Origin of the sequence: Geobacillus vulcani PSS1, assembly GCF_000733845.1 — a bacterium.
GTDB classification, from domain to species: Bacteria; Bacillota; Bacilli; order Bacillales; family Anoxybacillaceae; genus Geobacillus; species Geobacillus vulcani.
Genome location: NZ_JPOI01000001.1, coordinates 749,639 through 764,120 on the forward strand (window position 1 = coordinate 749,639; position 14,482 = coordinate 764,120).

Below are 14,482 nucleotides of genomic sequence, written 5' to 3' on the forward strand. Positions count from 1 at the left end.
GCATCATCGCTTGGTAGGTTTGCAGTCAAAAAAGCAGCGGGCGCTGGAATCGGCAGCAACACGTTGAAACCGAAGCTCTAGAAAGCCGGTGATGGAAGGGAAAATGCTGCTTCACAGGATGATTTCGCCAATACAAACACGTTGCAGCACCAATTCTGCGTTTTACACGTTCGCTCATCGATTGAGACTTCTATATAAGTTTCAATAAAGAATTTCTCATTTTTCGCTTCGGTTTTCCTCTAAAGGGGCGTTGATTTCGTACAAAATTGTGCTGTTCCATCTGTTTCTCAGTTAGAGAAGCCTGGCGAAATCAGCCTTCTTTTTTGGTGAAATGCCGCTGATTTGCTCGTGGCAGCCGTTTTTCACCAGCCTTCTAAGTACAAGCACATATGATGTAAAACAAAATTTCAACTTGTATAGACGTTCGCCGCGAAAATTCATCGTTGATTCACAAAAATGTATTGTCTTCTTGCGCATGAATTCGCTATAATAAAGCTTGTTAATGATATTGATTCTCATTTTCTTAGTTCAAAAGGAGGTGGCCGCATGGTCCGCCTATACGCCGAAGGACTGACCGTCCGCTACGATGACCGGACGATTTTCGAACGCTTGTCCGTCCGCATTCCCGACCGGCAAATCACCGCCATTATCGGTCCGAACGGGTGCGGCAAGTCGACGCTGCTCAAGACGCTGACGCGCATCATTTCTCCGCAATTCGGCGCGGTGATGTTGGATGGCCGAGCGATTTCACAACAGCCAACGAAAGAGCTGGCGAAAAAAATGGCCATTTTGCCGCAGACGCCGGAAGCGACAAGCGGATTGACCGTCGCTGAGCTCGTCTCGTACGGCCGCTTTCCTTATCAAAGAGGATGGGGCCGCCTAACGAAACAAGATTACGAAGCGATCGACTGGGCGCTTGCCGTGACAAAAACAGCCGATTTGAAACATCGGCCGGTTGACGCCCTCTCCGGCGGACAGCGGCAGCGCGTCTGGATCGCCATGGCGCTCGCTCAAGAGACGGACATCATCTTTTTGGACGAACCGACGACGTATTTGGACATCGCCCATCAGCTCGAGGTGCTCGAGCTGCTTGAACGGCTAAATAAAGAAGAAGGGCGGACGATCGTCATGGTGCTCCATGACATTAACCAGGCGGCGCGGTTTGCCGACTATGTGATCGCTATGAAAGCAGGCCAAATCGTCAAAGCAGGGCCGAGCGAAGACGTCATCTGCCGTGATGTGCTTCGCGACGTGTTTGGCATTGACGCTGACATCGGCCGCGACCCGCGGACGAACAAACCGGTTTGTTTCACCTATCATTTACTTAAGGAGGCTTATTCATCATGAGGAAAACATGGCTTTCCTTGTTGCTTCTTTTTATCCTTGTGTTAAGCGCGTGCGGCAACGCCGCCAATCATCAGAAGGAAACCAACGCTCCTTCCGCTAAAAAAGAAAAGGAAACGATGACCTATCAATCAGAAAACGGGCCAATCGAAGTGCCTGCTCATCCGAAACGCGTTGTGGCGTTATGGGGTGCTGGATATGTCGCCGCCTTCGATGTGCCAATCGTCGGAGCCGATTCATGGTCGAAAATGAATCCGCTTCTTCAGGACAAGCTCAAAAATACCCAGACCGTAACCGATGAAGACATCGAAAAAATTATGGCATTAAAACCGGACTTAATTGTTGGCTTATCCAATACAAAAAACGTCGAAAAACTGAAAAAGATCGCTCCAACCGTCACGTTTACATACGGAAAGCTCAATTACTTAGACTTGATTTTAGAATACGGAAAATTGCTCAATAAAGAGAAAGAGGCGAAAGCATGGATTGCCGATTTCCAAAAACGGGCACAAGAAGCCGGAAAACAAATCCGGGCGAAAATCGGCGACAACGCCACGGTGACCGTGATGGAAAACTTCGATAAGCAGCTTTACGTCTTCGGAAACAACTGGGGACGCGGAACAGAAATTTTATACCAAGAAATGAAGCTGAAAATGCCAGAGAAAGTCAAAGAGCACGCGCTCAAATCCGGTTATTACGCTGTCTCTCTCGAAGCGCTGCCGCAATTTGTCGGCGATTACCTCATCGTAAGCAAATATAGCGACAGCGACACGTCATTCATGGAAACCAACACGTTCAAAAACATTCCGGCAGTGAAAAACGGGCATATGTTTGTTGCCGATGCCAAATCCTTTTATTTCAATGATCCGATTACATTAGAACACCAGCTTGATTTCTTTAAGAAACACTTTTTAGGCCAATAACCAACAGGACGGGAGATTCACCGTGCGTGAATGTCCCGTCCTTTCTTGTGAAAAGGAGGAATCCGCCGATGGAAGCCAACCGCCGACGCTGGCCGTTTCGTTATACGTTTCCCTTCTCACTTGTCCTGCTGCTGGCCGTGTGGTTCAGCTCGATGGCGATCGGTGTCGCTGATACCGCGTGGAGCGACGTATGGCGGGCGCTCTTCTCCAACGAACAAGGCAAACAGCTTGACGTGATTCGCGAGCTCCGTCTGCCGCGGGAAACGGCGGCGGCCTTTGTCGGCGCCGGACTCGCCGTCGCTGGAGCGATCATGCAAGGAATGACACGCAACCCGCTTGCTGACCCGGGACTGCTTGGCTTAACCGCTGGAGCGAACGCAGCGTTGGCCATAACGATGGCCTGTTTTCCTTCCGCCCATTATCTCTCAATCACCATCGCCTGTTTGCTTGGGGCGGCTGTGGGAGCAGGGATGGTCTTTGGCATCGGCGCCGCCCGCAAAGGCGGCTTTTCGCCATTGCGCATCGTCCTAGCCGGCTCGGCGGTCTCAGCGCTTTTGTTTGCCGTCGCTGAAGGGGTCGGCCTTTATTTTCATATTTCCAAAGACGTTTCGATGTGGACATCGGGCGGGGTAGCCGGAACGTCGTGGAAACAGCTGTCAGTCATCATTCCGCTCATCGTGATCGGGCTCGCCATTGCCGTACGGTATTCGCGGCAGCTGACGATTCTTAGCTTGAGCGAAGACGTCGCCGTCGGCGTCGGACAAAACACAGCGATTGTCAAAGCATGGCTGTTTTTGGCTGTCTTTTTATTGACAGGAGCGTCGGTCGCCATCACCGGCAACATCACCTTCATCGGCTTGATGATCCCTCATCTTGTGCGCGCGATCGCCGGCGCCGATTACCGATTCATCATCCCGCTGTCGGCTACGGTCGGCGCGGCCGGCATGGTCGGCGCCGATACGGCGGCCCGTACGATCAACGCCCCGTTCGAAACGCCGGTGGCAGCCATCGTTGCGGTGATCGGCTTGCCGTTTTTCTTGTTTGTCGTGCGGAAAAAAGGGAGGGGCTTTGAATGAGAATACGCATCACGATCGTGTTGGGACTGCTTTTGTTGCTTATTGCGGCAACGGCCGCCATCGCGTTGGGCACCGGCGAAGCGCCGCTCTCGTACGGACGCATCGTGCCGACGCTGTTTGGCTACGGCTCGATGCAAGAAGCGTTTATTTTGTTTTCTCTCCGCCTGCCGCGTATCGTGATTACGTTGCTCGCCGGGATGGCGCTCGCCCTATCGGGAGCGATGCTGCAAGGCATCACCCGAAATGAGCTCGCCGATCCGGGCATATTGGGCATCAACGCCGGAGCCGGCGCGGGCGTCGCTATATTCTTTTTATTTTTCCCGATTGAAGCCGGGACGTTTCTTTACGCGCTGCCGCTCGTCGCCTTCGTCGGAGCGCTGTTGACGGCAGCGGCCATTTATGCCGTTTCTTACAATCAAACAACCGGGCTGCAGCCGGTATCGTTCATCTTGACCGGGGTCGGATTTTCGATGGCGCTCTCCGGGCTCATGATCGTCCTCATTTCCGCCGCGGACCGAACGAAAGTCGACTTTATCGCCAGATGGCTTTACGGCAACATTTGGGGCGATGATTGGCCGTTTATTTGGGCGATGCTGCCGTGGCTTGTCATCGGTGCGTTGATCGGCCTGTATCGGGCGAAACGGCTAAACCTTTTGCATTTAGGCGATCCGGTCGCCATCGGGGTCGGCGTTCATGTTCGCCGCGAGCGGCTCGTGCTGATGGCGACCGCCGTTGCCGTCGCTGCAGCGGCCGTCGCTGTAACCGGGGGCATCCCCTTTATCGGCTTAATGGCGCCGCACATCGCCAAAATGATCGTCGGACCGCGCCATGAGCGAGCCATTCCGGCAGCGATGCTCATCGGCGGTTGGCTGCTGCTTGCCGCTGACACGATCGGGCGCAACGTTCTCGCCGAACCGCTTCCGGCAGGAGTGGTCGTCTCGTTGATCGGCGCGCCGTATTTCATTTATTTATTGTTGAGGCGCTGATGTGTTTGCAGCCATGAGGGACCAAGGACAACGGCGAAACCTGTTTTCTGCCGCCTTCCTGCCCCCCTGTTTCGCCTTTGCCCGTGTTGAGGCTTCCCTTTGCTTCTTTCGTGTTGAACGTGCGCGAATGTTGAGTTCGCTGTTCATATCAAGCAGAAGGCAAGACGCTTGCTGATCGAGAGTGTTTGGAACAAATGAAAACAAGCTGCCCCCAAGGCTGAACATCAACCTCGGGCGGCAGCCCTTTTTGGCAAGACCATCCCCTAAAAAGGCCGGAACTAAGAAGCCCGGCGCCGCTTCCAAACGCGGACAGCTCCAATCAAAATGATCGCAGCAATAATGATATACACCACTTCGGCGTACATCCCAATCACTTCGGATACTTTCCCCCACGACTCACCGAGCGCTGCCCCGACCGAGATTAAAATCGTATTCCAAATGAGCGTTCCGAGCACCGACAGCCAGACAAACAGCCACACGTTCATCTTCGCCATGCCGGCGGGAATCGAAATCAAGCTGCGCACCAGCGGAATCATGCGGCCAAAGAATACCGCCCACACCCCGTAGCGCTGAAACGTCCGGTTCGCCTTATCGATGTCTTCCGGCTTCACCCGCAGCCATCCGCCCCAACGGTCAATGATCCGCCCAAGCCGCTCAACCGACAACAGCCGGCCGATGCCGTACAGCACGATCGCCCCAACAACCGAACCCGCTGTCGCTGCCGCAATGACGCCGGGAACCGTCAAGGTGGTGTATGTCGTCATAAATCCGCCAAACGGCAAAATGACTTCCGATGGAATGGGAGGAAATAAATTTTCAAGCGCGATGATCAAAAAAATTCCTATGTAACCGAATTGCTCCATAAAATCAGTGATCCATGCCTGCATGACACCATTCCTCCTTCCGCATGACCTGCATGTTGTGTATGTATGCGTTTTTCTTTTTGCTTATGTATGTGACTATGCTTTTTATGGTAATATACAAGACCATCTTATGCAAAAAAAAGGCTCACCGTTGCTTTGTTTGAATTCAAGCACAAAAAAAGGGGGTTTTTCAGCACCCCCTTGCTGCTTGAGCTGGCCCCTAAGAACGTCACATTGAAGAGACCATCTTTCTTATTGGTATTTGGCAAATACTTGATCGATCGTATACACAAGCCAATCCTTTACGATGTCAAACGCAAAGGGCACATTCAGGCGTTCTGTCCATTGATGGGCATCACGGCCAACCGGCCCCACATTCAAAACGGGAACGTTCCATTCGGCAAGCGCTTCAATCGGCAGCGTATAGCCCTGATTCCACATCGGCATGTTTGCGGCTAATACCTGCAATGATGCCGGCGGCTGTTGCAGCCCGACATAGCTTAAATCGGAAATACCGCCGAAATAGTGCTGCTGTACGAGCGTAATGCCATAGGTTTCACGGACGTATTGTTGCAGCTTGGATACCAACCATTGAATGAATGGATCACTGCTTGAATTGACAGCTGGATAATACGGCGGTGCATAAAACAGCACAATCATCGGGGCAAAATCTTTGCATAACATGCCAAGTTGATCAACGAATTCGATGGTTTGCTCCCGCTCGTCTTGATCTGCCCCGTCCCTGAACACCTGTTTTTCGAGTTGCTTCACCTGTTCTTCACCAACGATTTCCACCGCTTTTTGCCGCAACTCGGCAAACGTCCATACTTTCACAGAAATCGATGTTGGTACTGATCTCTCCAATTGGGCAAAGCGAGCCGCCTGTTCCTGATACTTTTTCTCGATTCGCTCCGCCGCCCGTCTCGCCAATTCGACGAGCGCTTGGGTGACGTCATCGAGCGATTTTTGTTGTAAAAACAAATTATATAGCGTCACTGCCCGGTGCGGGATTTGCACAGAATAGTCTTCCTTCAAATCCATTTGAAGCAAATTGGTTGGAGGCGGGCTTACTTCTTCACCTGACACTTCGCAAAAATCGGTATTCAACTCGAGCTCATTGATAATTTGCGCCACCATCCAATTGGCATTCAATCCCGCTAACGGTTCGCCGACATGCGTTTCTTTCCCATAGCAATAAAACCCCGGCAGCACTTTGCCAATCGAGCCGGTGTAAATGTACTTCGTCTGATCGCCTGGATAGCGGGCAAACATCGGCTCGGAATTAAGCACCAACCGATAGTCCAAACCATATCGTTTTGCCATCTGAACCAATACAGGCACAGCAGCACGCATTCCTGCAGAATTGACTTCTTCATCCGGCACTGTCAACAATAACAAATTTCCATCGAATCGACCCGAACATGCCTGTTCAATGAGCGACATATGCAGGGCAAGCCCACATTTCATATCCATCACGCCGCGGCCGAAAAGCCATTCGCCGCATTCCAAATCGGCTCGCACGTCCGCCGGGAGCTGCTCTTTTTGTTCATAAAACCGTGCTGTGATCGTTTCCGGTGAAAACGCGATTTCTTTCCATGCTCCATAATCTTGCACATCGACCACATCAAAATGGCTGACCAACACAATTGTATCGCGCACATGCTGCGCTTTTTGGACCAAGGCTGTAACAAAATAGCGGCCATCCCCAGTTGAATGCAACTGAACCAAATCCGGATGCGCTTGAAAATAGTCGAGCGACTGCAACTCGCCCGCTATATACTCCGCCATGCGCACTTCGGCTTCCGATCCGCTAATGCTGGCATGCTCGACAAGTCGGCAAAGCAATGTCCGCAATTGCTCCTTCGTCTGCCACTTCATGTTTTTTCCCTTTCCTTCTACGAAAATAGACAAGCCCAACCGGGGAGCATGGCTCCTGCCGCTGCGCTTCGTCTCTCAGCGGTTATACCCAACCGCGGTAGCGAGCTGCTTCTGCTGTTTGGCGCAGCCCGATCATGTACGCCGCCATGCGCATATCCACACGGCGCGATTCGGCCAATTCATAGACGCGATGAAATGCGCTCACCAATTTCTCTTTCAACTTCTCGACCACTTCCTCTTCCGTCCAATAATAGCCTTGGTTGTTTTGCACCCATTCAAAATAGGAAACGGTCACCCCACCGGCGCTGGCCAGCACGTCAGGCACCAATAGCAAGCCCCGTTCCGTCAAGATTTTGGTCGCTTCGAGCGTCGTTGGGCCGTTGGCCGCCTCAACCACAATTTTAGCGCGAATATTCGCGGCATTGTCACGCGTAATTTGATTCGCTACCGCGGCCGGAACTAAAATATCACACTCTTTTTCTAGCAACTCCTGATTGGTGATGACATTCTCAAACAGCGTTGTCACCGTGCCAAAACTGTCGCGGCGGTCCAACAAATACGGAATATCTAGTCCGTTTGGGTCATACAACGCGCCATAGGCATCGGAAATGCCAATGACGCGTGCTCCAGCTTCATGCAAAAATTTGGCCAAAAAGCTGCCCGCATTGCCGAATCCTTGAATAATGACCCGCGCCCCCTGCAACTCAATTCCCGCTTTTTTCGCTGCTTCTTCGATGCAAATCGTGACACCGAGCGCTGTTGCCTTTTCCCGGCCTTGGGAACCACCGAGCACAAGCGGCTTGCCGGTGATAAAGCCAGGGGAATCAAACTCGCGGATGCGGCTGTATTCGTCCATCATCCACGCCATAATTTGCGAGTTGGTAAACACGTCTGGCGCTGGGATATCTTTGGACGGCCCCACGATCTGACTGATTGCCCGCACATAGCCGCGGCTGAGCCGTTCCAATTCTCCCATGGACATTTTCCGTGGATCACAGACGATCCCTCCTTTGCCGCCGCCATACGGCAACCCGACAATGCCGGCTTTGATTGTCATCCACATTGAAAGCGCCTTGACTTCTTCCTCGGTGACGTCCGGATGAAAACGAATGCCTCCCTTGGTCGGCCCCACGGCATCGCTATGCTGGGCGCGGTAACCCGTAAATACTTTCACCGTTCCATCATCCATACGGACGGGAATACGTACGGTAAGGACGCGCAATGGTTCTTTCAACAGATCATACATCTCCTCACCGTAGCCAAGTTTGGCCAGCGCCTCTTTGATCACACGTTGGGTGGAGAGAAACATATTTTCTTCCATCGTCTCACTCGCCTCTTCGACTCGATTTATGGACGGGACAAGACATTCACAATCCGTTCAAACGCCCAATCCAATTCTTCTTTTGTAATGATGAGCGGCGGTGCAAAGCGAATGACCGTCTCGTGTGTTTCCTTGCAAAGCAAGCCTTGCTCTTTCAGCGCCTCACAGTACGGGCGCGCTGGGCCATGCAGCTCAACGCCGATAAACAAGCCGCGGCCGCGAATTTCTTTAATATCCTCGTTTTGAATTTGTTTTAGTTTCGAAAGGAAGTATTCGCCAAGTTCAAGCGAACGCTCCGCTAGACGCTCTTCTTCAATCACCTCGAGCGCTGCAATCGACACCGCGCAAGCGAGCGGGTTGCCGCCGAACGTCGAGCCGTGCGAGCCGGGTTCAAATACCGACAAAATATCGCGGTTGGCGACGACGCACGAAATCGGGAACACCCCTCCGCCCAACGCTTTTCCTAAAATATACATATCCGGCACAACCTCTTCCCAGTCGCAGGCAAACAACTTCCCTGTCCGACCGAGCCCGGTTTGAATTTCGTCCGCGATGAACAAGACGTTATGTTGCTTGCATACGTCATACGCCGCTTTTAAAAATCCTTGCGGCGGGATGCGGATGCCCGCTTCGCCTTGGATCGGCTCGACAAGAAACGCCGCTGTATTCGGTGTGATCGCGGCTTTCAGGGCTTCGATATCGCCGTACGGGATGATTTTCACGCCCGGCAACAGCGGCCCAAACCCGCGTTTATAAGCCGGTTCGGACGACAGCGACACGGCGGCAAGCGTCCGGCCGTGGAAGTTTCCTTCACAAACGATGATTTCGGCTTGGTTGTCCGGGACGCCTTTGACGTCATACGCCCAGCGGCGCGCCGCTTTGAGCGCCGTTTCCACCGCTTCGGCGCCCGTGTTCATCGGCAGCACCATTTCTTTTTTTGTCAATCGGCATACTTTCTCGTACCACGGACCGAGCTGGTCGTTATGGAACGCGCGCGACGTGAGCGTGACACGATCCGCCTGCTTTTTCAGCGCCGCAATAATTTTCGGATGGCGATGGCCTTGGTTCACCGCCGAATAAGCGCTTAACATATCCATATAGCGGTTGCCTTCCGGGTCTTTCACCCATACTCCTTCCGCTTCCGAGATGACGATCGGCAGGGGATGGTAGTTGCGCGCCCCGTATTGTTCCGTCTTCGCAATGAGCTGTTCCGATTTGGTTGCCATCTTCACCGCTCCTTTCCGTTTTCTTCGTTGCGTTGCAAAAGGGGGTGTCCCAAAAGGACTGGGACACCCTCTCTCATCGCTATATAAGCACCAGCCGCTTCCCTGCCACACGATATGTTGTGTCTTTCTTGAGGGGAGATCGCCTGTTGGGTCAGCCCCTTTGCCTTAAAACATTTCCGATACCGTTTTCGCTTGCATATGGAGGATTAAGTAATCCGGACCGCCGGCTTTCGAGTCCGTCCCTGACATATTGAAGCCGCCAAACGGTTGATAGCCGACGATCGCACCCGTGCAGCCGCGATTGAAATACAAGTTGCCGACATGGAACTCCTGCCGCGCTTTTTCGAGATTCGCTCGGTTGCGCGAAATGACAGCGCCTGTCAGGCCGTATTCTGTGTTGTTCGCGATCTCGAGCGCATGGTCAAAGTCGCGCGCTTTGGCGAACGCGACGACCGGACCGAAAATTTCTTCCTGCATAATGCGCGCATTCGGATCGACATCGGCAAACACTGTCGGCTGGATGAAGAAGCCTTTTGCATCGTCTCCTTCTCCGCCAGTCATCAGACGGCCTTCCTGTTTTCCGATTTCGATATATTCCATAATTTTGTTGTACGCGTTTTGGTCGATCACCGGCCCCATAAACGTCGCTTGCTCCGCCGGGTCGCCGACGTTGAGCTGCTTTGTCAGCTCGACGACGCGGTTCAACACTTGATCATACACATCTTCGACGATGATCGCGCGCGAGCACGCCGAACATTTTTGCCCCGAAAAGCCAAACGCCGAGGCGACAATCGATTGAGCCGCCAGTTCCAGGTCGGCTTCCTTGTCCACAACGATGGCGTCTTTGCCGCCCATTTCCGCGATGACACGCTTCAGCCAAATTTGTCCCGGGTGCACTTTCGCTGCCCGCTCGTAAATGCGGATGCCAACATCGCGCGAGCCGGTGAAGCTGATAAACCGCGTGCGCGGATGGTCGACCAAATAGTCGCCCACTTCGGCTCCGCTGCCCGGGATGTAGTTGAGGACACCAGCCGGCAGTCCCGCTTCTTCCAACACTTCCACAAATTTATACGCCACCACCGGCGTGGCGCTCGCCGGTTTCAACAGCACCGTATTGCCCGTCACAAGCGAAGCGACCGTTGTCCCCGCCATAATGGCAAACGGGAAGTTCCACGGTGAAATGACGACGCCGACGCCAAGCGGGATATAGAAAAAGCGGTTCGTTTCCCCCGGACGGCTTTCCACCGGAATGCCGTCTTTCAACTTCAACATTTGCCGGCCGTAATATTCCATAAAGTCGATCGCTTCTGCTGTATCGGCATCTGCCTCGCGCCACGGTTTTCCGGCTTCTTTCACCAACCAGGCGGAAAATTCGTGCTTGCGCCGGCGCACGATCGCCGCCGCCCGGAACAAAATATCGGCCCGCGCTTCCGGACTCGTCCGGCTCCACGTGCGGAACGCTTCATCGGCGGCTTTCATCGCCCGTTCGGCGAGCTCTTGATTCGCTTTCGCCACCCGGCCGACCACCTCCGCCTTATTGGCCGGATTGATCGACGTGATCTTGTCCTCGGTCATGATGCGCTCGCCGCCGATCACGAGCGGATAATCGCGCCCGAGTTCGCCTTCCACTTTCTTGAGCGCTGCCAAAAACGCGTCCCGGTTCGCTTCCACAGTAAAGTCGGTGAGCGGTTCATGTCTGTATGGCTGCACCATTTCGTCGTCCTCCTTTTAACAAGCAAAAAATTTTTTCGTTATAAAACGGTTTCATAGTTATATTATGCAAATGATTATGGCTTTTTTCAATGATTTTTACTTGGCAACCGTCAGCTCCTCTTTTTCCACGTTCAGAGGCCGAAGTCGTTTTTTCGCCACCAGATGGTAGTAACCATAACAAGCGAGCAAAAACGGAATCCCGCAGTAAAGCGCGATCCGCTGATCCGGAATGAATGCCAATCCGATGATCGTCGCCATATTTAACGCAAACGCCGCCAGCGGCACGAATGGATACAGCGGCGTCCGATACTTCAAATCGCGCACATCGCCGCCCTCACGCAAAAACGCCTTCCGTCCCAAATAGCTCGACAGCGCAATCGACGCCCAGACGGTCACCGCGCCAAACCCGGCGATCGCCGTTAACCAAACATACACCGTATCTTCCGCGTAAATGCTGCATAAAAGCGACAAGCATCCGATGGCAATGCTGGCGATCAGCGCGTTAATCGGCACGCCGCGCTTCGACAGTTTGCTGAAAAACGGCGTCACCATTCCTTGGCGCGACATCGACCAAAGCACGCGCGACGTTGCGTACAATCCTGAATTGGCCACCGACAGCACCGCGGTAATGATGACAAAGTTCATGATATCGGCCGCATACGGAATGCCAATGTTGTCAAACACGACCACAAATGGGCTTTCCACCACACCCGCTTTCTCCCACGGAAACAAACCGGCCAGCACAAAAATCGCCAGAATGAAGAAGATCAAAATGCGCCATACCGTATTGCGCAACGCCACCGGCACCGTCTTCTCCGGCTCTCGGCTTTCCCCTGCAGCCACACCGACCAGTTCCGTCCCTTGGAAGGAAAAGTTCACAAGAATCATGGTCGTAAAAATCGCCCAAAACCCATTGGGGAACAAGCCGCCATGGTCAGTGAAGTTGGAGAGAAACGGAGCAGGCTGCCCGTTTTTCATCTGGATGACGCCAAACATCGCCGCCAATCCAAGCACAATAAAGGCGATCACCGTCAGCACTTTCACGCTGGAAAACCAAAACTCGACCTCGGCAAACCCTTTGACAGACAAGGCGTTGATCAAAAACAACAACAAGGCAAAGACCGCACAAAACACCCATGTCGGCACATCAGGAAACCATCGCTTCATCAAAATGCTGACCGTGAGCAGCTCGATGCCAACCGTCACCGACCAATTGAGCCAAGACAGCCAGCCGATGCAGTAGCCGGCAGCCGGCGAGATGAATTTCGTCGCATACGTCTGATACGACCCGGCATCGGGGATTCTCACGGCCAATTCTCCTAGCGAAAGCATCGTCAAATACATGACGAGACCGCCGAATAAGTAAGCGGCCACCGCTCCCCCTGGCCCTGCCTCATGAATCGTATATCCTGATCCTAAAAACAAACCCGTGCCGATCACCCCGCCGAGGGCAATCATAAACAAGTGCCTGCTTTTTAATTCCCGTTTTAATTCTTGCACTGGTTGCATCTGAAAACTCTCCCCTCTCTTATGATAGATTCCGCAACCGCTTACATTTTTATCAACGAATAGCAACCTCCTTTTATGCAAAATTATTTTTCAATTTCTACTGTATCACAACTTTATTATGAATTTATTTTTTTCTATTTTCAATATATTTAGCAAAAAATTTTTTCACATCTTTCTTTTCCTTCCTGTCTCCCGTCCGCCTTATGCTATAATACAAAAAAGAGAGGTGCTGATCGTGAACCGGGATATGGAAACGCTTTTATCGATGTACGAGCAAATTCTCGAAATGATCGACCTTGGCATCCATGCCGTCGATCAACATGGAAAAACCGTCATTTACAACCGAAAAATGCGGGAAATTGAGAGCATGGATGTTGAGGACGTGCTCGATAAAAACATTTTAGACGTCTTCCACTTTCATCCGGAGCAGCCGAGCACCTTGCTTGAAGTGCTGCGCACCGGTGAAAGCATTCTGAACAAGCAGCAAACCTATTTCAATAACAAAGGACAAGCCGTGACAACGGTCAATCAGACACACCCTTTGCGGAAAGACGGGCGCATCATCGGTGCAGTGGAAATCGCCAAAGATGTCACAAAGTTTCGCAAACTGATTGCCGAGCAGTACCAACGCAGCGAACCAGGACGGACGCTGGCTGACATCATCGGCCAAAGCAAGGCGATGCAAACGGCGATCCGCCTAGCCCGCCATGCCGCCCGCTCTGAAGCGCCTGTGCTGCTCATCGGCGAAAAAGGAACGGGAAAAGATTTGCTCGCCTCTTGCATTCACTATGAAAGCGAGCGGCGCGCCAAACCGTTTTTGGCGCAAACGTGTTTGTCGCTCCCCGACGACTGGTTGGAAACGATGCTGTTTGGCAGCGAAGCAAACGGCGAGATTCAGCCCGGCTTGTTCGAACAGGCGAACGGCGGCACCGTCCTGCTTGACGATATTGACTCGTTAAGTCTGCCGCTCCAACAAAAACTCGTCCGTTTCCTGCAAGAAAAACAGTTTGTCCGCGCCCAAGGCCATGAACCTGTTCGGGCCGATGTCCGCCTCATCACTTCGACAAGCGGCGACCCCATTGACGCCGTGCAAACGGGGGAACTGCTGAAGCCGCTTTACTACCAGCTCGCCGTCCACTGCATCGTGTTGCCCCCGCTGCGCGAGAGAAGGGAGGACATTTTGCCTTTGGCGGCTCATTTCATCCGCCAAGGCAACGAACGCTATGGGTTGACGGTGGAAGGGCTCGATGAGGATGTGCAAGAGGCGTTTCTCGCTTACCGCTGGCCCGGCAATGTGCGCGAACTAGAGGCCGTCATCTTGGAAACGATGGAAACGATGGAACAAGACACGGTGATCACGCTCGCCCATCTGCCGGCGTATTTCCGGGCCAAGCTCGCCCCTGACGAGGCCAAGACCGATTTTCTATTCGATACGGATGATATTTTGCCGCTTGACCGATACATGGAAGAGGTCGAAATTTACTACATCCGCAAGGCGCTGCAGCATCACGGCTTCAACATCACCAAAACCGCCAAAGCGCTTGGCCTAAGCCGGCAAAACTTGCAATACCGCATCCGCAAATATCAAATCGACAAAGAATGAAGAGGAAGCCGCTAGGACGCTGCGGCGACAGGGGGAGGTC

11 protein-coding genes are annotated in these 14,482 nt (G+C 52.9%); 5 read left to right on the forward strand and 6 right to left on the reverse strand.

Going from position 1 to position 14,482, the window contains the following annotated elements; all coding sequences use genetic code 11:
- Positions 1–546 precede the first annotated feature (546 nt).
- From N685_RS0104055 to N685_RS0104070, 4 genes are all read left to right on the forward strand, one after another.
- Positions 547–1,347, forward strand: coding sequence for an ABC transporter ATP-binding protein (locus N685_RS0104055; RefSeq protein ID WP_031406104.1), 801 nt, complete (start codon positions 547–549; stop codon positions 1,345–1,347).
- Positions 1,344–2,267, forward strand: a complete 924-nt coding sequence (locus N685_RS0104060; RefSeq protein ID WP_031406106.1) for an iron-hydroxamate ABC transporter substrate-binding protein — start codon at positions 1,344–1,346, stop codon at positions 2,265–2,267. The genes N685_RS0104055 and N685_RS0104060 overlap by 4 nt, the downstream gene beginning before the upstream one ends.
- A gap of 68 nt (positions 2,268–2,335) precedes the next feature.
- Positions 2,336–3,343: a FecCD family ABC transporter permease gene (locus tag N685_RS0104065; protein ID WP_031406108.1), complete on the forward strand. Its 1,008-nt coding sequence runs from the start codon at positions 2,336–2,338 to the stop codon at positions 3,341–3,343.
- Entirely contained in the window at positions 3,340–4,329 is a 990-nt protein-coding gene (locus tag N685_RS0104070) for a FecCD family ABC transporter permease (RefSeq protein ID WP_031406110.1), read from the forward strand. The genes N685_RS0104065 and N685_RS0104070 overlap by 4 nt, the downstream gene beginning before the upstream one ends.
- Positions 4,330–4,607: 278 nt before the next feature.
- Here the strand turns inward: N685_RS0104070 and N685_RS0104075 are convergent, their stop codons facing one another.
- The 6 genes from N685_RS0104075 to N685_RS0104100 form a co-directional block, all read right to left on the reverse strand.
- The gene (locus N685_RS0104075) at positions 4,608–5,216 is read right to left on the reverse strand and encodes a DedA family protein (RefSeq protein ID WP_031406112.1); all 609 of its coding nucleotides are present in this window, start codon (positions 5,214–5,216) and stop codon (positions 4,608–4,610) included.
- Between the two features lie 228 nt (positions 5,217–5,444).
- Positions 5,445–7,070: a M20/M25/M40 family metallo-hydrolase gene (locus tag N685_RS0104080; RefSeq protein WP_031406114.1), complete on the reverse strand. Its 1,626-nt coding sequence runs from the start codon at positions 7,068–7,070 to the stop codon at positions 5,445–5,447.
- A gap of 82 nt (positions 7,071–7,152) precedes the next feature.
- Positions 7,153–8,391 carry a Glu/Leu/Phe/Val family dehydrogenase gene (locus N685_RS0104085; protein ID WP_031406116.1) on the reverse strand — a complete coding sequence of 413 codons (1,239 nt, stop codon included), beginning with the start codon at positions 8,389–8,391 and terminating at the stop codon, positions 7,153–7,155.
- A 26-nt stretch (positions 8,392–8,417) separates the two neighbouring features.
- Positions 8,418–9,617 carry an ornithine--oxo-acid transaminase gene (locus N685_RS0104090; protein WP_031406119.1) on the reverse strand — a complete coding sequence of 400 codons (1,200 nt, stop codon included), beginning with the start codon at positions 9,615–9,617 and terminating at the stop codon, positions 8,418–8,420.
- 165 nt (positions 9,618–9,782) lie between these two features.
- Entirely contained in the window at positions 9,783–11,330 is a 1,548-nt protein-coding gene (gene pruA / locus N685_RS0104095) for an L-glutamate gamma-semialdehyde dehydrogenase (RefSeq protein WP_031406120.1), read from the reverse strand.
- 96 nt (positions 11,331–11,426) lie between these two features.
- Positions 11,427–12,839, reverse strand: coding sequence for an amino acid permease (locus N685_RS0104100; RefSeq protein ID WP_031406122.1), 1,413 nt, complete (start codon positions 12,837–12,839; stop codon positions 11,427–11,429).
- Between the two features lie 235 nt (positions 12,840–13,074).
- On the opposite strand from N685_RS0104100, the gene N685_RS0104105 reads away from it, so the two are divergent.
- Positions 13,075–14,442 carry a sigma-54 interaction domain-containing protein gene (locus N685_RS0104105; RefSeq protein ID WP_031406124.1) on the forward strand — a complete coding sequence of 456 codons (1,368 nt, stop codon included), beginning with the start codon at positions 13,075–13,077 and terminating at the stop codon, positions 14,440–14,442.
- Positions 14,443–14,482 lie beyond the last annotated feature (40 nt).

Excerpts from the sequence above, each read along its gene's own strand:
- N685_RS0104085 (WP_031406116.1), bottom strand. The coding sequence starts at position 8,391 with ATGGAAGAAAATATGTTTCTCTCCACCCAACGTGTGATCAAAGAGGCG.
- N685_RS0104055 (WP_031406104.1), top strand. The coding sequence starts at position 547 with ATGGTCCGCCTATACGCCGAAGGACTGACCGTCCGCTACGATGACCGG.
- N685_RS0104080 (WP_031406114.1), bottom strand. The coding sequence starts at position 7,070 with ATGAAGTGGCAGACGAAGGAGCAATTGCGGACATTGCTTTGCCGACTT.
- pruA (WP_031406120.1), bottom strand. The coding sequence starts at position 11,330 with ATGGTGCAGCCATACAGACATGAACCGCTCACCGACTTTACTGTGGAA.
- N685_RS0104090 (WP_031406119.1), bottom strand. The coding sequence starts at position 9,617 with ATGGCAACCAAATCGGAACAGCTCATTGCGAAGACGGAACAATACGGG.
- N685_RS0104070 (WP_031406110.1), top strand. The coding sequence starts at position 3,340 with ATGAGAATACGCATCACGATCGTGTTGGGACTGCTTTTGTTGCTTATT.
- N685_RS0104100 (WP_031406122.1), bottom strand. The coding sequence starts at position 12,839 with ATGCAACCAGTGCAAGAATTAAAACGGGAATTAAAAAGCAGGCACTTG.
- N685_RS0104060 (WP_031406106.1), top strand. The coding sequence starts at position 1,344 with ATGAGGAAAACATGGCTTTCCTTGTTGCTTCTTTTTATCCTTGTGTTA.
- N685_RS0104075 (WP_031406112.1), bottom strand. The coding sequence starts at position 5,216 with ATGCAGGCATGGATCACTGATTTTATGGAGCAATTCGGTTACATAGGA.
- N685_RS0104065 (WP_031406108.1), top strand. The coding sequence starts at position 2,336 with ATGGAAGCCAACCGCCGACGCTGGCCGTTTCGTTATACGTTTCCCTTC.